This is a genomic window from Paracoccus salipaludis (assembly GCF_002287065.1).
GTDB lineage: Bacteria > Pseudomonadota > Alphaproteobacteria > Rhodobacterales > Rhodobacteraceae > Paracoccus > Paracoccus salipaludis.
On the sequence record NZ_NSJZ01000006.1, the window covers coordinates 37,348 to 57,019 of the forward strand.

A 19,672-nucleotide genomic window follows, 5' to 3' on the forward strand; every position below is an offset into this window, starting at 1 on the left:
GCCGGTCCGCCGCAACCAAGGGCGCGATGTTCCGGCGCAACTTGAAACGGTTGCGGGGCGCTCCCACCTTCATCTGCACGCGCTTTTCATTGACCTGCGGCACGTTCTGCTGTAGGGGCGCGGGGCCCGCATCCGGCGGGCGACCGAGGGGCGCATGGAAGGCCGCGTCCCGCTTATCGCGCGATTTCGCGCGTCGGACAGCGACACCTCCTTTCGAAAGACCCCGATGACGAAATTCTCCGATCTCAAGCTCGACCCCAAGGTTCTGCAGGCGATTGCCGAAGCGGGCTATGAGACCCCTACCCCCATCCAGGCGGGCGCCATTCCCCCGGCGCTGGAAGGCCGCGACGTGCTGGGCATCGCCCAGACCGGCACCGGCAAGACCGCCAGCTTCACCCTGCCGATGATCACCCTGCTGGGGCGCGGCCGGGCGCGGGCGCGGATGCCGCGCAGCCTCGTGCTGGCGCCGACGCGGGAACTGGCCGCGCAGGTGGCCGAGAACTTCGACACCTATGCCAAGCACACCAAGCTGACCAAGGCGCTGCTGATCGGCGGCGTGTCCTTCGGCGAGCAGGACAAGCTGATCGACCGCGGCGTGGACGTGCTGATCGCGACGCCCGGCCGCCTTCTCGACCACTTCGAGCGCGGCAAGCTGCTGCTGACGGGCGTGCAGATCATGGTCGTGGACGAGGCCGACCGGATGCTGGACATGGGCTTCATCCCCGACATCGAGCGGATCTTCCAGCTGACCCCCTTCACCCGGCAGACGCTGTTCTTCTCGGCCACCATGGCGCCCGAGATCGAGCGGATCACCGACACCTTCCTGCACGCGCCCGAGCGGATCGAGGTCGCGCGCCAGGCCACGACCAGCGAGACGATCACCCAGCGGCTGGTGGAACTGACCCCCACCCGCAGGGACCAGACCGCCAAGCAGAAGCGCGAGCTGCTGCGCGCGCTGATCGACTCGGAAGGAGAGGGGCTGAAGAACGCCATCATCTTCTGCAACCGCAAGACGGACGTGGACATCGTCGCCAAGTCGCTGAAGGCGCATGGCTATGACGCGGCGCCCATCCACGGCGACCTGGACCAGCGCGTCCGCATGGCCACGCTGGACGGCTTCCGCGAAGGCACGCTGCGCTTCCTCGTGGCCTCGGACGTGGCTGCGCGCGGGCTCGACATTCCGGCGGTCAGCCATGTCTTCAACTTCGACCTGCCCAGCCATGCCGAGGACTATGTCCACCGCATCGGCCGCACCGGCCGTGCCGGGCGCGAGGGAACGGCCATCTCGATCGCCACGCCGTCGGACGAGAAGTACCTTTCCGCCATCGAGAACCTGGTGAAGCAGACCCTGCCCCGCGCCAGTGCGCCCGAAGGTTTCCGCCTGTCCGATGCGGCGCAGAAGCCGCCGCGGCCTGCGTCCGAGCGCGGCAATTCGCGCGGCGCGCCGACCCGCACCCGTTCGCGCCGCAGTCCGCTGCGCGAGGAATCCGTGAAAGAACCGGTGGAGGCAGCCGAGGTGGTCGTCGAGGAAAAGCGCACGTCCGAACGTGCCCCCGAGCCGCGCGCGTCGAATGGCGGCGCCGCACGCAATGGTCGCGCCGAGGAACGCCAGGAGCGTCCGTCCGAACGCCGCGATGAGCGCCGTGACAACGGGCGTGATGACCGCCGCGACGACCGGCGCGAGCGTTATCGCGACCGCGACCGGGGGCCCTCGGTGGTCGGCATGGGCGACCACACTCCCGACTTCCTGCTGACCAGCTTCAGCGACGCGTTGGCCGTGACCGAAGCGCGCATGGCCGCGAACGCCAACAAGCCCGCGCCGCTCGAGCCTGCGCGCGACGAGCCGAAGGCCGAAGCGCCCGCAGCGGAACCTGTTGCCGTTGCCGTTGCCGAAACCCCGCAGGCCGAGGCCCCCGAGGCTGAAGCGCCCCAGAAGCGGACCCGTACGCGCCGCAGCCGCTCGACCCGCGCGGTGGCGGAGGCCGAGACGGTTGCCGGACAGGCTGAGGCTGCGCCTTCGGGCGATGCGGCGGTGGCCGAGGTCGAGGCTGCTGCAGAGCCCGCGCCCGAAGCGCAGGCCGAGAAGCCTGCCGCCAAGAAGCGCACGACCCGCACGCGCCGCAAGTCCCCCGCCAAGGAGGCAAAGGAAAGCGCCGTCGAGGCCGCTCAGGCCGAGCCGGTGGCACCTGAGGCGGACGGGAACGCGATGCCGCAAGCTCCCGCCGGGTCCGAGGCCGAAAGCGGCGGCGCCGATGCCGCGGCCGCTCAGGCGGACGAGGCCACGGCTTCCGCGGGCGAAACTGCCGCTCAGGCGGCGGAGGGCAGCGAGGCAACCCGCGCCGGCGCCCCGGAATCCGCGTCGGAGGCCGTTGCCGGGATCGAGGCGGATGTCCCCCAGGACGACCGTTCCGAACCGGACGCAGCCGCCGAGCGCAACGATCACGCCCAGGCGGACGCTGCCCTGCCCGTGGCCGGGGACGACCGTTCCGGCACCGAGGCCGAGGCTGATGCCGCGCGGGACGCCGAGCCCGCCGTCGCGGTGAACGGCGCCGAAGGCGCCTGATCCCGGCCATGCGCCCGGCCGAGGCGTCGCTTGCCCCCCCGCGGCCGCGCCTCGCCCGGCGCGGCGCGCTCGGCTGGATCGCGGCGGATATCACCATCGGCCTTGCCGCCGCCCTGGGCCAGGCCCCTTGGGGGCTGTGGCCGCTGACGGTGCTGGCGCTGGCGGCAACGCTGTGGCGCGTGGGCCGGGCGCCCTCGGCCCGCGCCGCCGCGCTGCAGGCGCTGGTCATCGGCACCGGGCATTTCGCGCTGGCGCTGTTCTGGATCATCCAGCCCTTCCTTGTGGAAGCCGAGATCTATGGCTGGATGTCCCCCTTTGCCCTCGTGCTGACGGCGGCGGGCGGCGGGCTGTTCTGGGCCATTCCGTCCTGGGCCGCGCATCGGCTGGGCTGGGACGCGCGCAGCCGCCTCGGCGCGGTCGCGCTGGCCCTCCTGATCTCGGACTGGCTGCGAGGCTGGATCTTCACCGGCTTTCCCTGGGCTTTGACGGGCCATGTGTGGATCGACACGCCAGCGGGGCAACTTGCCGCCTGGTTCGGGGCGATGGGTCTTTCGGCGCTGACGCTGGCGGCGGCGCTGCTGCTTGCCCTTGGCGCGGCAGATCGCCGCCCCCTGCACGGGCTGGCCAGCGCGGCCATGCTGGTCGCCGCCGCATGGTTTGCGGGGCTCGCCCGGCTGGACCAGCCGCTGCCGCCTGACCGGCCCGAGATCATCCGCCTTGTGCAGCCGAACGCCGACCAGACCCTCAAGTGGAGCCCCGAGTGGGCGCCCGTCTTCTACCAGCGCCTGACGGAGCTCTCGGCCCTGCCGCTGAAGCCGGAAATGGGGATCGGCTTCCCCGACGCGGTGGTCTGGCCCGAAACGGCCGTGCCCTTCCTGCTGGAGGACGCCGGGCCCGTGCTGGCCGACATTGCGCTGTCCTCGGGCGCGCCCACGATCACCGGCATCCAGCGCAGCGAGGGCGCCGCCTGGTTCAACAGCCTGGCCGAATTCACCGCCGATGCCCGCATCGGAACGGTTTACGACAAGTTCCACCTGGTTCCCTTTGGCGAATACATCCCCTGGGGCGATGCGCTGGCGCGCTTCGGCATCACCGCCTTCGCGGCGCAACATGGCAACGGCTACAGCTCGGGCCCCGGTCCGCAGGTCCTGAAGCTGGAGGGACTGCCCCCCTTCCAGCCGATGATCTGCTACGAGGCGATCTTCGAGCGCCACCTGATCCGCGCCGAACGCCCGGCCTGGATCCTGCAGATCACCAACGACGCCTGGTTCGGCACCTGGTCGGGCCCCTACCAGCACCTCGCGCAGGCGCGGCTGCGGGCGATGCAGTCGGGGCTGCCGGTCCTGCGCGCGGCCAACACCGGTGTCTCGGCGGCCATCGACGCGCAGGGCCGCATCCGCGCCACCCTGCCGCTGAACCAGGCGGGCGTGATCGATGCACGCCTGCCCGGCGCCCTGCCCCCGACGCTGTGGTGGCGCTGGGGCGATGCGCCGATGCTGGGGCTGATGGCCGCGGCGCTGGCTGTGCTGGCATTTGGCCGCAGGCGCAAGACATTGACGTGAAAGGGCCACTCGCGTAGGCCAGTTCCTGACCCCCACAACGGCTTCCTGGCGTGGCGCGGTCTTGAACCCAATGGAGCGATCATGTCCCGTCAGAACTACGTCTTCACCTCCGAGTCCGTCTCGGAAGGGCATCCTGATAAACTGTGCGACCAGATTTCTGACGCGGTTCTTGACGCGCTGCTGGCCGAGGAACCCGCCGCCCGCGTCGCCTGCGAGGCCTTCGCCACCACCGCGACGGTCGTGATCGGCGGCGAGATCGGCCTCAAGGACGAGGCCCGGCTGGCGCAGGTGATGGGCGACGTGCCCGAGATCGCCCGCGCCGTGATCCGCGACATCGGCTACGAGCAGGAGAAGTTCCACTGGAACACCTGCCACGTGCTGAACTTCCTGCACCAGCAGTCGGCCCATATCTGGCAGGGCGTGGGCAACGGCGGCGCCGGCGACCAAGGGATCATGTTCGGCTATGCCGTGAACGAGACGCCCGAGCTGATGCCCGCGCCGATCCAGTATTCGCACGCGATCCTGCGCCGTCTGGCCGAGGCCCGGAAGTCAGGCGCGGAACCGACGCTCGGCCCCGATGCCAAGTCGCAGCTGTCCCTGCGCTACGAGGACGGCAAGCCCGTCGAGGTCACGCAGATCGTCGTCAGCCACCAGCACAAGGACGAGGCGCAGACCTCGGACGACATCCGCGCCATCGTGGAACCCTATGTGCGCGAGGTGCTGCCGCAGGGCTGGCTGACCGGGAACACGGTCTGGCACGTCAATCCGACCGGCAAGTTCGTCATCGGCGGCCCTGACGGGGACGCGGGACTGACGGGGCGCAAGATCATCGTGGACACCTATGGCGGCGCGGCACCGCATGGCGGCGGCGCCTTCTCGGGCAAGGACCCGACCAAGGTCGACCGCTCGGCCGCCTATGCGGCGCGCTACCTGGCGAAGAACGTCGTGGCGGCGGGCCTTGCCGATCGCTGCGTGATCCAGCTGAGCTATGCCATTGGCGTGGCGCGGCCCCTGTCCATCTATGCCGACACCTTCGGCACCGGGAAGGTGCCCGACGCGCAGATCGAGAAGGCCGTGGCCGAGGTCATGGAGCTGACGCCCCAGGGCATCCGCGACCAGCTGGACCTGTGCAAGCCGATCTATCGCCGCACCGCGGCCTATGGCCATTTCGGCCGCAAGCCCGAAGCGGACGGCGGTTTCAGCTGGGAACGCACGGACCTGGTCGAGGCTTTGAAGAAGGCCGTCTGATCCCCTCGGAACGTCAGCAGAAAGGCCCGCCGGAAACATCCGCGCGGGCCTTTTTCCGTCCCGGGCCGCCGATGCCGGGCCATCCCGGCATGCGGGGGCTTCCTTCTACTCGGCCGGGGACAGCACCGTGATCCCCCGTGCGCCCGCGCGGGCAAGCGTCGGGTCCAGCGACATCGTCACGTATTCGCCGCGCCGCCAGCGTTCGGACAGGTCGTCGTAATGGCGCGACAGGGGATGCCCGGACTGTCCCGTGGCGATCACGAAGACCGAGCTGTCCGGGTCCGCAAGATCATAGACGCCGCGATAACCCGCGCCTCCGACGGCGGCCCAGGGGTTTTCCTCGGCGCCCAGAACCGGTGCGCGCGCGATGCTGGAGCCGTCGCCCGAGGTGGGTTGCACCAGGCTGACGACCCAGTTCAGGATCGGCATCCGCCCCAGTGCGGGATGGTCGTGGCGCGCGACATGCGCATCGCCCCAGCGCCAGCTTTCGACATCCGGGCCGAAGCGCGCCGAAAGGTCGATCAGGGCCGCGTCCAGCGCCTGCCGGGCAATGGTGGCGCAGTCCTCGACCGGGGCCGACTGGACCACGTCGCACCAGGCGGCGGCACCGTCGGTATTGCGGAAGACACGCTCGATGAAGGCGGGGCGCAGGCGACCCGCCAGTTGGGTCGCCAGACCGCCAAGCTCGTCATGCGTCAGCCGTTCCTGAAGGCGGCGCATCCAGGCGGAATAGATCAGCGGCTCGGGCAGATGCTCGCCCATGTTGCCGTCCCATTCGGCCAGCAGCGCCAGGGCGTCCTGCCGCTGCCGCTCGGGCGTGCCCGGGGCGGCGGGCTCGCCCGTGAACCACAGGTTCGCCCCCACCAGCGGCAGAAGCGCGCGGGCCGCCGGGCTGACGGTGTCGAGCTGCGCATCGATGAAGCTGTCGCGCGAGTGGATCTCGCGCAGGGCCAGCAGGCGCGACAGCCGCGACAGCCGCAGCGGATCGTCGCGGTCATGGCCGAGGCTTTCGGGGACCGGGGGCGCGATCTCGGGCGTCGCGGCATCGGAACCGGCCGCGCTCCCGGCAGGGCCGGCCTGCGGCTCCTGCGAGGGAACGCCCGCCGCGATCGGAACCACCGCCACCCCGGCGGCCGGCACCGTTGGCTGGGCGGGCGGCGGGATCAGCGCCGTTCCGGCACCCACCGCCGTTTCGGCGCCAGTGGCGGCCACGATGCCCTGCAGGGGTGAGGTCACGCGCAGCGGGGCGTCGGATGGCAGCGGCTCGAGCCAGCGGGCGCGCGCGTCGCGGCCCGGCGCAGGCATCCGGCCGCCCGTGGGATGATCCGCCGGGCGGCGCGGGATCGTTCCTGCCAGCACCTGCGCCACGCCCTTGGCATCTGCCAGCGTGACCTCGACCGCCGGGGCCACGATGCCGGCGACGGCCCGCTGCGCCTGTCCGCGATCGGTGGACTGCATCAACGCGATCAGGGCGGTCATGGTCGTGTCCTGTTCGGACAGGCCGGTCCAGCGCAGCGAGGGAACGTAGCCGGCGGGCGTCACCTCGGCCAGGCCCAGGTGCGCAGGCGGAATGACGGGGCCCGCGTCGCTTTCGCGCAGGGTGATGCGGCGGTCCTCGGCGTCCAGCACGCGGATCACCTCCTGCCGCGTGGCAAAGTCGCGCCAGCCCCCGTCGGCCAGGTAGCGGTCGGGGGCGCCGGGCTGGACCTCCTCCATCACGATGTCCTGGTCGTCCACCCAGGCGGGCGTCAGCCCCCAAGCAAGGCCGGGATTGCGTCCCGTCAGGATCGCGGGAATGCCGGGGATCGTCCCGCCGATGACGCTGCCCGCCTGCAGGTCCATCCGCGCCAGGTACCACAGCGACGGCGTCGTCAGCGCGACATGGGGGTCGTTGGCCAGCAGCGGTGCGCCTGCGGCCGTGCGCTCGGGCGCGGCGGCGAAGGCGTTGGCGGTGGCGCCGCGCCCCACGCCCACGTAGCCCACCAGCGACGCGAACCAGTCCGGCGCCGCTTCCTCGGCCGGGGTCACGAAGCGCGCGCCCCCGCCGAACAGCGACGCATAGGGCGGCAGCGGCGGCTCGCCCACGCCGCCCGTCAGATCGCCTGCCCGCTCAGGCACCGCCAGCGAGACGCGCGCCCGCGTCACCTCGGCCGCGACCTGCCCCGAGGCCCCTGCCGCCACCAGCTTCAGGATCGCCAGCGAATCCGCAGGCTGCCAATAGGCGATGTCGCCGGGCAGCAGGAAGAACTCGGGCGCGCCTCGTCCCAGGGCGCCCTTGTTCACCTGCTCGACCCAGGCATTCACCCCGTCCGCATAGGCCTGCAGCGCGGCGCGGGTCGGCTCGTCCTGTGCCTCCAGCGACGCCTCGGCGTTCCGCCACAGCCCCAGCCGGCGGGAAAGGTCGTCGGCCGCATAGGCGCGTTCGCCGAACATCTCGGCCAGCCGCCCCTGCGCCGCGCGCCGCAGAACGACCATCTGGAACAAGCGGTCCTGCGCATGGGCAAATCCCAGCGCGAAGAAGGCGTCGTGATCGGTCGTGGCCAGGATGTGGGGGACGTTCTCGGTCGTGCGGACGATCTCGACCCGCTGCTCGATCCCCGGCAACGCCAGTTGGGCGTCATAGTCCGGCAGCGAGCGGACGGCGAAATACCAGGCCAGCACCGCCGCCCCGACGAAGCCGATCATCAGGCCGATGGTCAGCCGGACCAGCCAGCGAAACAGCGAGAGCATGAGGGGCGGAGGTCCTTGAAAACGAGGGCCGCCGGTTGACCGGGGCACGGGGGCAATGGAATGTGCATGGCTGATAGGGCAGGCACGACGGCTTTTCAACGCGGCAGACCGGGAGATATTCGATGGCGCGAGTGGCATTCTTGGGACTGGGCGTTATGGGCTTTCCAATGGCAGGCCACCTGGCTGCCGCGGGGCATGAGGTGACGGTCTACAACCGCACCCCGGCCAAGGCCGAGGCCTGGTCCACGCGCCACAAGGGCCGGCACGCGACAACGCCGCGCGCCGCCGCCAAGGGCGCCGAGTTCGTAATGGCCTGCGTGGGCAACGACGACGATCTGCGGCAGGTCTGCACCGGTGAGGACGGCGCCTTCGCGGGCATGACAAAGGGCGCGATCTTCGTCGATCACACCACCGTGTCCGCGCAGGTCACGCGCGAACTGTCGCAGGTCGCGCGTAACGCAGGCTTCGGCTTCGTGGACGCGCCCGTATCGGGCGGCCAGGCCGGGGCCGAGAACGGCCAGCTGTCCATCATGTGCGGCGGCTCGCCCGAGGATTACGCCGCAGCCGAGCCGGTCATGGCCGCCTATGCGCGCATCTGCCGCCGGATGGGCGACAGCGGTGCGGGGCAGCTGACCAAGATGTGCAACCAGATCGCCATTGCCGGGGTGGTGCAGGGCCTGGCCGAGTCGCTGAACTTCGCCGAGCGCGCGGGCCTGTCCATTCCCGAGGTGGTCGAGGTCATCAGCCAGGGCGCGGCCGGAAGCTGGCAGATGCAGAACCGTCACAAGTCCATGGCCGAGGGCAAGTTCGACTTCGGCTTCGCCGTGGACTGGATGCGCAAGGACCTTGGGATCTGCCTTTCCACCGCCGACGAGACGGGTGCCAGCCTGCCCGTCACCGCGCTGGTGGACCAGTTCTACAAGGACGTGCAGCAGATGGGGGGCGGACGCTGGGACACCTCGTCCCTGATCGCCCGGCTGCGGCGATGAACGGCCCGATCATCCACAAGGGCGCGGGCGAGCCGCGCCCCGAATGGTTCGAGGAAACCTTTGCGGCGAACGGCTGGAGCGGATCGTGGCGCAACGGTGTCTATGACTGGCACCATTACCACGCGACCACGCACGAGGTGCTGGGCTGCCATGCCGGCTGGGCCGACATCCAGCTTGGCGGTCCCCAGGGCGAGATCCACCGGATCGAGGCCGGTGATGTTGTCGTGATTCCCGCGGGCCTCGCCCATCGCAACTGCGGCCAGAGCGAGGACTTCTCGGTGGTCGGCGCGTATCCCGGCGGCCTCACCCCCGACATGCAGGAGGGCGAGGGCGATCCCTCCATCGCCCTGCCCCGGCCCGACTGCGACCCGGTGCTGGGCCGGGGGCGCGGCTTTGCCGCCTGACCTGCCCGCAGGTTTCACGCCCTACCCCAACCCGGATTCGGGCGTCGCCGCCTATCGGATCGGGCGCGACCACATCGACGTGGCTTTTCGGGAAGGTGGCATCTACCGCTATTCCGTCCTGTCGGCGGGACGCACGAATCTGGACGAGATGGCCCGGCTGGCTCGCGCGGGCGCAGGGCTCGCGACATTCATCAGCCGCGTGACCTATCATCTCTACGAGCAGCGGTTGGAATAAGCAGGAGCACGCCACTTGCGCGCGGCCGCGTCGGCAATAGGCCCGGGGCCGCCGAAGGGCGGGAAACTATCTTGACGTGAGAAGTAAAGTGGCAGCCCGTAGGGGAGTCGAACCCCTCTTTTCAGGTTGAAAACCTGACGTCCTAACCGATAGACGAACGGGCCACCTTTGGCGCCTTGCAGCGTTTGCTGCGTGGCGTGGAGCGGTGTTTAGGCAAAGCTCCGGAGGGCCGCAAGAGGAAAAATCAGGGTCCGGTGATTTTTCTTCATCTTTCCTCTCAAATCCTTGGAAAGGCCCGATGTTGTGCCGCTCAGACCGGCTCGGCGGCGTCGTCCAGGCGCAGCCTGACGCGCTGGCGCCCCCCGTAGGTGGACAGTTCCAGCTTCCCCGCGAGATGGAACCGCCGCCCCCGCGCGCCCAGCAGCGCCGGACCCAGCGGACCCTGCATCGCCCCCCAGGCAACCACGTCCAGGGGAGGCGCGCCGGGGCTGCGGGCGCGCAGCCGCAGGTGGCCCTCGCCCATGGTCTGGACCTGCTCAAGGATCTGGTCGGACAGGGCGAAGCGGGGCGCAGGCGCGCCCGCGCCGAAGGGACCGGCGCGGTCCAGCGCCTCGATCATCTCGAAGCTGGCGGCGCGGGCGTCCAGCAGGCCCGAGATCCGCAGCGCGCCCGTCACCTGCCCCTGCATCGACCCGGCGACCAGCTCGGACAGCCGGGCCATGGCGGCCGGGATGCCGGCCGCATCGACCGTCAGGCCCGCAGCCATCGCGTGGCCCCCGCCCCGGACGATCAGCCCCTCGGCGGCAAGCCGCTGGATCGCACGGCCGATGTCCACGCCGGGGACCGACCGCGCCGAGCCCTTGCCGATTCCGCCCGAGACGCCGATCACGACCGAGGGGCGGCCGGTGGCTTCCTTGAGCCTCGCCGCCACGATCCCCACGACGCCGGGGTGCCAGTCCTCGCCCGCCGCCCAGGACAGCGTCGGGTCGGCGCGCGCTTCCGACTGCGCCAGCGCCGCTTCACGCACCGCGCCCTCGATCGTGCGGCGGTCGCGGTTCAGCGCGTCCAGTTCCTGCGCCAGCGCCCCGGCCTCGGCCGGGTCCGTGCAGCTGAGGCAGCGCGCGCCAAGGTCCGCCCGCCCCACCCGGCCACCCGCGTTGATCCTCGGCCCCAGCAGGAAGCCCAGGTGGAAGGCCGAGGGCGCGCTGTCCAGCCGCGCCACGTCCGACAGCGCCACCAGCCCCGGCCGTGCCCGACGCGCCATGATGGCAAGCCCCTGCCGCACGAAGGCGCGGTTGACGCCGACCAGCGGGGCCACGTCCGCGACGGTCGCCAGCGCCACCAGGTCCAGCAACGGCATCAGTTCGGGCTCGGGCCGCCCCTGCGCGCGCAGGACGCGGTTTGCCTGAACCAGCGTCAGGAACACGACACCCGCCGCGCAGAGATGGCCAAGGGCGCCATCCTCGTCGGCCCGGTTGGGGTTCACCACGGCCAGAGCGGGGGGAAGAGTCTCGCCGCCCTGGTGATGGTCCAGCACGATCACGTCGGCCCGGCCGCGCGCGGCCTCCAGCGCCTCGTGGCTCAGCGTGCCGCAGTCCACGCAGATGATCAGGCCGTGGTCCTGCGCCAGCCGGTCGATGGCCGGGACATTGGGGCCGTAGCCTTCATCGATGCGGTCGGGGACATAAAGCGTGGCGTCGCGGCCTTGCGCGCGCAGCCAGCACAGGATCAGCGCCGCCGAGGCACCGCCGTCCACATCGTAATCGGCGAAGACGGCGATGCGCTCACCCGCCACGACGGCAGCCACCAGCCGCTCGGCCGCGGGCCCCATGTCGCGCAGGCGCAGGGGATCGGGAAGCAGCTCGCGCATGCGCGGCTCCAGGTGGCCGGGAACATCGGCGGCGGTCACGCCCCGGGCGGCGAGGATGCGGGCGACCGGCAGCGGCAGGCCCGCGGATTGCGCAAGGCCCTCGGCCAGCCGTTCTTCGGCAGGGTCGGGGCCGGACCAGCGCCGCCCGGTCAGCGAGCGCTCGACATTAAGGAAGGCAGTCATGGTCCGCTTGTCTCCACCCGGGGCATACAGTGCAAGGCCGACAGGTCATCCGTCCCGCCGATGTGAATGGCGCGCCCGCGTCGTGGCCGGACCGGGGCGCTGCCCCGGACCCCGGGGTACTTGCGTCAGGAAGAATCACGGCGCCCGGCTCAGGGATCAGCCGGACAGCGAGGGAACTGACGCGGCAGGAGGCCGCCCCTCCCGTCCGATCGGCGGCTGTTGTTCTTCTTCGCCTAAAATATCCCGGGGTCCGGGGCAGCGCCCCGGTCCGGCGTCTCAGGCAGGTCCGCCGCTCAGTCCTTGAAGCTGCGGCTGTCCTTGATCTGGTCCCAGGCCCAGACCACCTCCTGCAGGCGGTCCTCGTCCGAACGGTCGCCGCCGTTCATGTCGGGATGCAGGTCCTTGACCAGCGACTTGTATTGCTTGCGGATTTCCTGCTTGGTCCAGCTATCCTTGGCATCCAGAATCTCCAGCGCACGCCGCTCCGTCGGGGGCAGCTTGCGGGTCGCGCGGGCGCGCGCCTCGGGGCTGGTGCCATTGGCGCCCAGGATCTCGAGCGGGTCGTCGACGCCGTGGCGCGCCCAGGCCTGTTCCTGCGTGGCCCGGCCGAAGGGACGCGTCGGACGCTCCCACACGGTGGCGTTGTCCAGGAACTCCTGAAACTCGGCCTCGGACTGGCCCTGGAAGTAGTTCCAGTTGGTGTTGTACTCGCGCACGTGGTCCTTGCAGAACCAGTAGTAGTCATCCAGATGCTTCGGAGACTTGGGCGCGCGATACTGGCCGGGCTGGGTGCAGCCGGCCTTGTCGCATTTGCGGGTCGATGTCTCAAAGGCGCCGGACATGCCGCGGCGACCCTTGGACCGCCGCTTCTTGTCCGAGGCGGCGGAAATATCAAAACCAAACGGGTCGCTGTTGGACATGAAGGGCCTGCTTTTCGACTCGGGACGGGGAGTGTAGGGCTTTTCGCCGGAAGAAAAAGGGGGAGAGCCCGAAATGAAGCAGAGTATTGCCCAGGAAATGCAGGCGCGGCTGGCAGCGCTGGAGCCTTCGCGGCTGGAGGTGATCGACGAAAGCGAGCAGCACCGCGGGCATTCCGGATGGCGCGACGGCGGGCAGACGCATTTCCGCATCCGCATGGCCTCGCCCCGCTTCCGGGACCTCGGCCGGGTGGAACAGCACCGGCTGGTCAACCGGACGCTTGGCGACATCGTGCCGCGCATCCACGCCCTGGCGCTGGAGCTGTCGGCGGGCTGATTGCCCTCATTTGTAGGCTGTTAGCGCCCCCAGACTGGACGCAACCCCGGGGCGGGCCTAAGAGCGCCTGCAAACGGCCAGCGAGGGAAACCACCGATGAACGCCTCTACCACCGACTTCAACGACCGGATGCTGTCGCTGGGCCTCGCCCGCGTCAGCGAGGCGGCAGCCCACGCCTCGGCGCGGCTGATCGGCCGTGGTGACGAGAAGGCCGCCGACCAGGCCGCCGTGAACGCCATGCGCGAGCAGCTGAACATGCTCGACATCAAGGGTGTCGTGGTCATCGGCGAAGGCGAACGCGACGAGGCGCCGATGCTGTACATCGGCGAGGAGGTCGGCAGCGGCGAAGGCCCCGAGGTGGACATCGCGCTGGACCCGCTGGAAGGCACCACCCTGACGGCCAAGGACATGCCGAACGCGCTGACCGTGATCGCCATGGCCCCGCGCGGCACGCTGCTGCACGCGCCGGACGTCTACATGGACAAGCTGGCGGTCGGTCCCGGCTATGCCAAGGACGTGGTAAGCCTGGACATGTCCCCCAGCGAGCGGGTCCATGCACTGGCCAAGGCGGGCGGCGTCCGTCCCGAGGACATCACCGTCTGCATCCTGGAACGTCCGCGCCACGAGGAGATGATCGCCGAGGTCCGCGCGACGGGCGCCGCGATCCGCCTGATCACCGACGGTGACGTGGCGGGCGTCATGCACGTGGCCGAGCCCGAGAAGACCGGCATCGACATGTACATGGGCTCGGGCGGGGCGCCGGAAGGCGTGCTGGCGGCCTCGGCCCTGAAATGCATGGGCGGCCAGATGTGGGGCCGGCTGCTGTTCCGCAACGACGACGAACGCGGCCGCGCGGCCAAGGCCGGCATCACCGACCTGAACCGCATCTACACCCGCGACGAGATGGTGACGGCGGACGTGATCTTCTCGGCCACGGGCGTCACCAACGGCTCGATCGTCAGGGGCCTGCGGCGCGAGCCGAACTTCATCGAGACGGAAACGATCCTGATGCGGTCCAAGACCGGCTCGGTCCGGCGGATGATCTATCGCAACCCGATCCGCTGATCCCTCTCCCCCAGCAAAAAGGCACGGCCGCCGCAGTTCCCTGCGGCGGCCGTTCCGTTTCTGGTGACGAGAAGGCCCCCCGGTAACGGGGACCTTCCCGGCCCGCTCAAGTCGCCTTGGCTTCCTGTGTTGCGCGCTTGCGGCTGAACAACCGCGTGATCAGCACGAAGAACACGGGAACGAAGATCAGCGTCAGCGCCGTCCCGGTGAAGGTACCGAAGAAGGTCGCATAGCCGATCGCGTGCCGCGCACCCGCCCCGGCGCCCGACGACAGCACCAGCGGCAGAACACCCAGACCGAAGGCCAGCGAGGTCATCACGATCGGGCGGAAGCGCAGCCCGGCGGCCTTGCGGACCGCTTCGACGGCGCCTTCCCCGTAGACTTCCATCCGCTCGCGGGCAAATTCCACGATCATGATGCCGTTCTTGCCGGTCAGACCCACGACGGTCAGCAGGCCGACCTGGAAATAGACGCCGTTCGCCTGGCCGCCGAACCAGGCACCGATCAGGGCGCCAAGAACGCCCACGGGCATCGCCAGCAGAACCGCGATCGGGATTGTCCAGCTTTCGTAAAGCGCGGCCAGGCACAGGAAGACGGTCGCCAGCGCCAGCGCGTAAAGCGCCATCGCCCCTGCCCCGGCTTCCTTTTCCTCAAGCGACAGGCCGGTCCACTGCAGGGCGAACCCGGGCGGCAGCTGGCCCGCCAGACGCTCCATCTCGGTCAGGGCGTCGCCGGTCGAATAGCCCGGCGCGGGCATCCCGTCGATCGCCATCGAGGACAGCGCGTTGTAGCGCTTGACCTGCTGCGGACCATAAACCCAGTCCTGCGTCGCGAAGGTCGAGAAATCGACGAAATCGCCGTTCGCGTTCTGCACCCGCCACAGTTCCAGGTCCCGGGGCGCCGTCCGGGCCCAGGGCTCGCCCTGGACATAGACGCGCTTGATGCGGCCCTCGTAGATGAAGTCGTTGACATAGCTGCCCGACCAGATGGTGGCCAGGAAGGCGCCCACGTCGGTCGCGGTCACGCCCACGGCGCCCGCCTTGGCCCAGTCGATGTTCAGTTCGAACTGGGGAGCGTCCTCGACCCCGTTGGGGCGCACCGCCGTCAGCACCGGGCTCTGGCTTGCCATGCCCAGCAGCATGTTGCGCGCTTCCAGCAACTGCTCGTGCGTCTGGCCGGCGGCCGCCGTCAGGTAGGCCGAGAAGCCGCTGGCGTTGCCGAGTTCCATCACCGCGGGAGGCACGATGGGAATGACCATCGCCTCGCGGATGCCGCCCATCAGAGGACCGAAGGCGCGCGCGCCGATGGCCTGGGCCGAGCGCTCGGGATCGGCACGCTCCTCCCAGTCCTTCAGGCGGACGAACATCATGCCCATGTTCTGCCCCTGCCCCGCGAAGGAGAAGCCGCGGACCGAGAAGACCGACTCGACGTTCTCGGCCTCGGCGGTGGTGTAGTACTCCGAGACCCTGGACAGGATCGCCTCGGTCGCCTCGGCGGTCGTACCGGTGGGCGCCTGCACGATGGTCAGAAGGGCGCCCTGATCCTCTTCGGGCAGGAAGGCGGTGGGCGTGCGCTGGAACATCAGCACCATGCCCCCGACCAGCAGGCCGTAGACGAGCATCATCATCAGCGGACGTCCGGTGGCAAAGCGCACGATGCCGCCGTAGCCGTTCGTCACGTGCCCGAAGTTGCGTTCGAAGAAGCCCCCGAAGCTCGTGCCCAGCCAGCCCAGCATGCTCTGCCTGCGGCCCTGCGCCGTGCCGTTGTGCGGCTTGAGGATCGTCGCGCAAAGCGCGGGCGTGAAGGTCAGCGCGATGAAGACCGACAGCATCATGGCCGAGACGATGGTGACGGCGAACTGCTTGTACATCTCGCCGGTCGAGCCGCCGAAGAAGGCCATGGGGACGAACACCGCCGAGACGACGATGCCGATGCCGACCAGCGCGCCCGAGATCTCGTCCATCGACCTCCGCGTCGCCTCCACGGGGCCGATATGCTCGTCCCGCATGATCCGCTCGACGTTCTCGACCACCACGATGGCATCGTCCACGAGAAGGCCGATGGCCAGCACCATCGCCAGCATGGTCAGCGTGTTGATGCTGAAGCCCAGCAGCGCCATGATCCCGAAGGTGCCCAGGATCACGACCGGAACCGCCAGCGTCGGGATCAGCGTCGCCCGCAGGTTGTGCAGGAAGATCAGCATCACGATCACGACCAGGACGATCGCCTCGATCAGCGTGTGGACCACCGCCTCGATCGAAAGCAGCACAAAGGGCGTCGTGTCGTAGGGAATGACGTATTCGACCCCCGCAGGCATGAACTCGGCCAGTTCCGCCATGCGCGCCTTGACCAGCTCGGCCGTTTCAAGCGCGTTCGCGCCCGAGGCAAGCTGGACCGCCATGCCCGAGGCGGGCTGGCCGTTGAAGAAGCCGGCGATCTCGTAGTTCTCGGCCCCCAGTTCGGCCCGCGCCACGTCGCGGAGAAGGACAAGCCCGCCGTCCACCTCGGCCCGCAGGACGATCCGCTCGAAATCCTCGGGCGTGCGCAGCAGCGACTGCGCGGTGATCGTGGCGTTCAGCTGCTGGCCCTCGGGCGCGGGCATCGCGCCGAAGGCGCCGGCCGAGATCTGTGCGTTCTGCGCGCGGATCGCGCCCACGACCAGGTCGGGCGTGAGGTTGTAGTATTTCAGCTTGGTGGGGTCCAGCCAGATGCGCATCGAGTATTCCGACCCGAAGACCTGCACCTTGCCCACGCCCGTCAGGCGCGAGATCGGCTCGACCATGTAGGAGTTGAGATAGTCCGACAGGTCCGTCGCCGTGCGTGTCCCGTCGGACGACACCAGCGCGACGACCATCAGGAAGCCCGTGGCCGATTTCTCGACCGTGATGCCCTGGCGCGTGACCTCGGCGGGCAGCCCCGCCTCGGCCTGTGCAAGCTTGTTCTGGACCTGCACCTGCGCGATGTCGGCATCGGTTCCCAGGGCGAAGCTCAGGGTGATCTGGGCGATGCCGGTCGAGGTGGTCGAGGATTCGATGTTCCTCAGCCCGTCCAGACCGGTCATCTCGCGCTCGATGAGCTGCACGACCGTGTCGGCCGAGGTCTGGGCCGAGGCGCCGGGATAGACCGCGGTGACGACGATCGAGGGACCGGCGATCGAGGGATACTGCGAGATGGGCAGCCGCAGGACCGAAAGGACCCCCAGCCCCATGATGATGATCGCGATGACCCAGGCGAAGATGGGCCGGTCGATGAAGAAGCGGGCCATGCCTCAGTCCCCTTGCGCCGGAGCGGCCGGCGCTTCAGCGCCCGGTGCGGCCTGGGCCTCCGGGGCCGAAGCCGCGCCGGGCGCGGATTGCGCCGCCGTTTCTGCCGGATCGGGTGCAATCTCGACGGGAGCGCCGGGCGCAACCTTCTGGAAGCCGGTGGTGATGATCTGGTCGCCGGGATTCAGCCCTTCGGAGACGACCCAGTTGTTCTCGTCCGAGGTCAGAACCGTCAGCGAGCGCACCGCAACGGTGCCGTTCTCCACGACCCACACGTTTGCCGCGCCGCTCTGGTCGCGCATCACCGCCGATTGGGGAACCAGATAGACGCCCTTTTCCTCCATCTGGGGCAGGATGACCTCGACATAAAGGCCGGGCAACAGCAGCTTCTCGGGGTTCGGGAAGGCGACGCGCAGGGTGATCATGCCGGTGGTCGGCTCGACCTGCGGCTCGGCCGCGCGCAGTTCTCCCTTGACCGGGTATTCGTCGCCGGTGGGCAGGATCAGCGTCACCTGCCCCGTGGCCAGGACGCCGCCGCCATGCTGGGACTGCCGCCAGCGCAGCAGGTCGTTCGCCGACTGGGTCACGTCCACATAGACCGGGTCCAGCGTGCGGATCACGGTCAGGGGACTGACCTGCTGTGCCGCGACCAGCGAGCCGGGCGTGGCCTGCGAAAAGCCGATCACGCCCGAGATGGGCGCGCGGATCGTCGTGCGCTCGCGGTCGATCTCGGCCGACTGAAGCTGGGCTTCGGCCAGTTGCAGCGCGGCGGCGGCGGCGTCGCGCGCCGCGGTCGCTGCGTCGCGCGCGGCGGCCGAGGTGGTGCGATTGCTGAACAGGTCTTCCGCGCGCTTCGCCTCGCGCTCGGCGAGTTCGAAGTTCGCCTGGGCCTGCGCCACCCCTGCCCGCGCGGCAGCGGCCGCGGCGGCGTAGCTTTCGTCCTCGATCTGGTAAAGCGGCTGACCTGCCTCGACCTCGGTGCCTTCGTCGAACTGGCGATCGCGGATGATGCCCGACACCTGCGGCCGCACCTCCGAGATCGTCGAGGCCTTGATCCGGCCCGGCAGACGCGCGGTCAGGGTGTAGTCGATGGGCTGGGCCGTCAGGACGGTGACGGTCGGGGTGGGCGCCTGCGCCGAGGCGGCGCAGGGCGCAAGGCCGATCAGCAAGGCTCCTGCGAGCCCGATGGCGGAGCGGGAAAGAGGTAATTGGAACATGAGGAACTTTCAGGTCAGCGCTGAGGGAGAGCTTGCTTGGTTTTTGGCGCGCGAGCGCACCGGATGTCGAGAACCGAGTTCGGGTCCGGTCCCGGCGGGCGCGGGCTGTCGCATTGGCGGGCACGGGGGGCGGCCCCCTGGTCCGTGCGCAGCATGGTCATGAGATGGCGCAGCAGCCTTTCGCCTGAAAGCGCCAGCGGGAAGCATTTGTCCGACCGGAGCCATTCGGCCAGCAGGCCGCCGATGGTGACCGTGATGTACAGCTCGGCCTCGGCAACCGTGATCCTGGGGTTCAGCGTGCCGTTGGCCTCGGCCCGCTGCATGACCGTCCGGATCAGGGCCCGCATCTCGGCATGGATGCGGGCGACAGCCTCGCGTCCGTCCTGTCCGATCGTCAGGTCGGACATGATCCGGAAGATGCGCTGCTCGCCTTCGTTGACCTCGAAGGACCGAAGCGCCTCGGCCGCCGCCAGGAACAGGCAGTCCAGGGGGTCCGGCGTGTCCGAGGCGATCACGCCGGTCAGGATCTTTTCCTGCGGCAGGAACGTGCGCGCATGAAGCGCCGCAAGCACGTCGGCCTTGTCGCGGAAGTGCCAGTAGAAGGCGCCCCGCGTCAGGCCGGCCGCGCGCGAGATCAACTCGACCGTGGCGGCAGCATAGCCCTTTTCGCAGAACATCCGTTCGGCCGCATCCAGGATGGCGGCGCGGGTCTGCTCTGAATCTTCCTTGCTTCGCCGCATCGTCCCTTCGCCTCAGCAGGCGCACATACAGACAAACATGAATGTATGTAACGCCGGCGACGGCTCGCGGAAAGAGCTTTTCTCTCGGGCCTGCCCGAGGAACTGCCGGCCGGAGGCTCCGGTGGCGAGCATGTAGGACGGCAGGTGCAACCAGGTCAGGACAGCCTAGCTGCGGCGACGTGTGCAACCTGGAGTTGCTATAGTTACGACAGCGGCAGTCCCCGCCCGGGAAGAACGACGAATATCGGGTGGTCTATCATCTGGAGGGTTAACATATAATTAACTGATACGACGCTATATTTTTAGGGAGACGACTTGCTATCCAACTCGACTATCACATGCTCGTGAT

General features: G+C 69.5%; 12 protein-coding genes, 1 tRNA gene, 2 pseudogenes and 1 riboswitch. Of the genes and pseudogenes, 8 read left to right on the forward strand and 7 right to left on the reverse strand.

The genetic code is table 11. The features are described from left to right. Positions 1 to 226 precede the first annotated feature (226 nt). The 3 genes and pseudogenes from CK240_RS09120 to metK form a co-directional block, all read left to right on the forward strand. A pseudogene (locus CK240_RS09120) lies at positions 227 to 1,762 on the forward strand (DEAD/DEAH box helicase); the annotation flags it as partial. A gap of 809 nt (positions 1,763 to 2,571) precedes the next feature. Beyond that, on the forward strand, positions 2,572 to 4,125 hold the full coding sequence (lnt, locus tag CK240_RS09125) for an apolipoprotein N-acyltransferase (protein ID WP_095640037.1): 1,554 nt from the start codon (positions 2,572 to 2,574) through the stop codon (positions 4,123 to 4,125). 26 nt (positions 4,126 to 4,151) lie between these two features. Next, positions 4,152 to 4,203: riboswitch (SAM-SAH riboswitch) on the forward strand. 3 nt (positions 4,204 to 4,206) lie between these two features. Next, the gene (gene metK / locus CK240_RS09130) at positions 4,207 to 5,373 is read left to right on the forward strand and encodes a methionine adenosyltransferase (RefSeq protein WP_095640038.1); all 1,167 of its coding nucleotides are present in this window, start codon (positions 4,207 to 4,209) and stop codon (positions 5,371 to 5,373) included. A 105-nt stretch (positions 5,374 to 5,478) separates the two neighbouring features. Here metK and CK240_RS09135 read toward each other — a convergent pair whose 3' ends face one another. Beyond that, positions 5,479 to 8,103 (reverse strand): penicillin acylase family protein, encoded by a 2,625-nt coding sequence (locus tag CK240_RS09135; protein ID WP_167650005.1) that lies wholly within the window; start codon positions 8,101 to 8,103, stop codon positions 5,479 to 5,481. 110 nt (positions 8,104 to 8,213) lie between these two features. Here CK240_RS09135 and CK240_RS09140 point away from each other — a divergent pair. From CK240_RS09140 to CK240_RS09150, 3 genes and pseudogenes are all read left to right on the forward strand, one after another. Next, positions 8,214 to 9,092 (forward strand): annotated as a pseudogene (locus CK240_RS09140) (NAD(P)-dependent oxidoreductase); the annotation flags it as partial. Beyond that, positions 9,089 to 9,496 carry a cupin gene (locus tag CK240_RS09145; RefSeq protein WP_095640040.1) on the forward strand — a complete coding sequence of 136 codons (408 nt, stop codon included), beginning with the start codon at positions 9,089 to 9,091 and terminating at the stop codon, positions 9,494 to 9,496. The pseudogene CK240_RS09140 and the gene CK240_RS09145, both read left to right, overlap by 4 nt. Further along, positions 9,486 to 9,731, forward strand: a complete 246-nt coding sequence (locus CK240_RS09150; RefSeq protein WP_205957798.1) for a hypothetical protein — start codon at positions 9,486 to 9,488, stop codon at positions 9,729 to 9,731. Before CK240_RS09145 ends, CK240_RS09150 begins: the two co-directional genes overlap by 11 nt. A gap of 89 nt (positions 9,732 to 9,820) precedes the next feature. On the opposite strand, the gene CK240_RS09155 is transcribed toward CK240_RS09150, so the two are convergent. The 3 genes from CK240_RS09155 to CK240_RS09165 form a co-directional block, all read right to left on the reverse strand. Further along, positions 9,821 to 9,895: transfer RNA gene (locus tag CK240_RS09155), tRNA-Glu, on the reverse strand. Positions 9,896 to 10,041: 146 nt separating this feature from the next. Next, complete coding sequence (recJ, locus tag CK240_RS09160; RefSeq protein ID WP_095640041.1) at positions 10,042 to 11,784, reverse strand: single-stranded-DNA-specific exonuclease RecJ; 1,743 nt, start codon at positions 11,782 to 11,784, stop codon at positions 10,042 to 10,044. Positions 11,785 to 12,077: 293 nt separating this feature from the next. After that, on the reverse strand, positions 12,078 to 12,704 hold the full coding sequence (locus CK240_RS09165; protein ID WP_095640042.1) for a DnaJ domain-containing protein: 627 nt from the start codon (positions 12,702 to 12,704) through the stop codon (positions 12,078 to 12,080). Positions 12,705 to 12,777: 73 nt separating this feature from the next. Here CK240_RS09165 and CK240_RS09170 point away from each other — a divergent pair, with 73 nt between their 5' ends. Together CK240_RS09170 and glpX are read left to right on the forward strand one after the other, a co-directional pair. After that, positions 12,778 to 13,038 carry a BolA family protein gene (locus tag CK240_RS09170; RefSeq protein ID WP_095640043.1) on the forward strand — a complete coding sequence of 87 codons (261 nt, stop codon included), beginning with the start codon at positions 12,778 to 12,780 and terminating at the stop codon, positions 13,036 to 13,038. A 96-nt stretch (positions 13,039 to 13,134) separates the two neighbouring features. Continuing rightward, positions 13,135 to 14,103 carry a class II fructose-bisphosphatase gene (gene glpX / locus CK240_RS09175; RefSeq protein ID WP_095640044.1) on the forward strand — a complete coding sequence of 323 codons (969 nt, stop codon included), beginning with the start codon at positions 13,135 to 13,137 and terminating at the stop codon, positions 14,101 to 14,103. Positions 14,104 to 14,209: 106 nt separating this feature from the next. On the opposite strand, the gene CK240_RS09180 is transcribed toward glpX, so the two are convergent. Genes CK240_RS09180 through CK240_RS09190 form a run of 3 tightly spaced genes read right to left on the reverse strand, consistent with a single transcriptional unit; the run spans position 14,210 to position 19,323 of the window. Then, the gene (locus CK240_RS09180; RefSeq protein ID WP_095640045.1) at positions 14,210 to 17,368 is read right to left on the reverse strand and encodes an efflux RND transporter permease subunit; all 3,159 of its coding nucleotides are present in this window, start codon (positions 17,366 to 17,368) and stop codon (positions 14,210 to 14,212) included. Between the two features lie 3 nt (positions 17,369 to 17,371). Then, on the reverse strand, positions 17,372 to 18,583 hold the full coding sequence (locus CK240_RS09185) for an efflux RND transporter periplasmic adaptor subunit (protein ID WP_095640046.1): 1,212 nt from the start codon (positions 18,581 to 18,583) through the stop codon (positions 17,372 to 17,374). Between the two features lie 14 nt (positions 18,584 to 18,597). Next, positions 18,598 to 19,323 carry a TetR/AcrR family transcriptional regulator gene (locus CK240_RS09190; RefSeq protein WP_095640047.1) on the reverse strand — a complete coding sequence of 242 codons (726 nt, stop codon included), beginning with the start codon at positions 19,321 to 19,323 and terminating at the stop codon, positions 18,598 to 18,600. Positions 19,324 to 19,672: the final 349 nt, after the last annotated feature.

Bases quoted from the DNA above. Each gene is read 5' to 3' on its own strand.
- lnt (WP_095640037.1), top strand. From the start codon at position 2,572: ATGCGCCCGGCCGAGGCGTCGCTTGCCCCCCCGCGGCCGCGCCTCGCC.
- metK (WP_095640038.1), top strand. From the start codon at position 4,207: ATGTCCCGTCAGAACTACGTCTTCACCTCCGAGTCCGTCTCGGAAGGG.
- CK240_RS09135 (WP_167650005.1), bottom strand. From the start codon at position 8,103: ATGCTCTCGCTGTTTCGCTGGCTGGTCCGGCTGACCATCGGCCTGATG.
- CK240_RS09145 (WP_095640040.1), top strand. From the start codon at position 9,089: ATGAACGGCCCGATCATCCACAAGGGCGCGGGCGAGCCGCGCCCCGAA.
- recJ (WP_095640041.1), bottom strand. From the start codon at position 11,784: ATGACTGCCTTCCTTAATGTCGAGCGCTCGCTGACCGGGCGGCGCTGG.
- CK240_RS09165 (WP_095640042.1), bottom strand. From the start codon at position 12,704: ATGTCCAACAGCGACCCGTTTGGTTTTGATATTTCCGCCGCCTCGGAC.
- CK240_RS09170 (WP_095640043.1), top strand. From the start codon at position 12,778: ATGAAGCAGAGTATTGCCCAGGAAATGCAGGCGCGGCTGGCAGCGCTG.
- glpX (WP_095640044.1), top strand. From the start codon at position 13,135: ATGAACGCCTCTACCACCGACTTCAACGACCGGATGCTGTCGCTGGGC.
- CK240_RS09180 (WP_095640045.1), bottom strand. From the start codon at position 17,368: ATGGCCCGCTTCTTCATCGACCGGCCCATCTTCGCCTGGGTCATCGCG.
- CK240_RS09185 (WP_095640046.1), bottom strand. From the start codon at position 18,583: ATGTTCCAATTACCTCTTTCCCGCTCCGCCATCGGGCTCGCAGGAGCC.
- CK240_RS09190 (WP_095640047.1), bottom strand. From the start codon at position 19,323: ATGCGGCGAAGCAAGGAAGATTCAGAGCAGACCCGCGCCGCCATCCTG.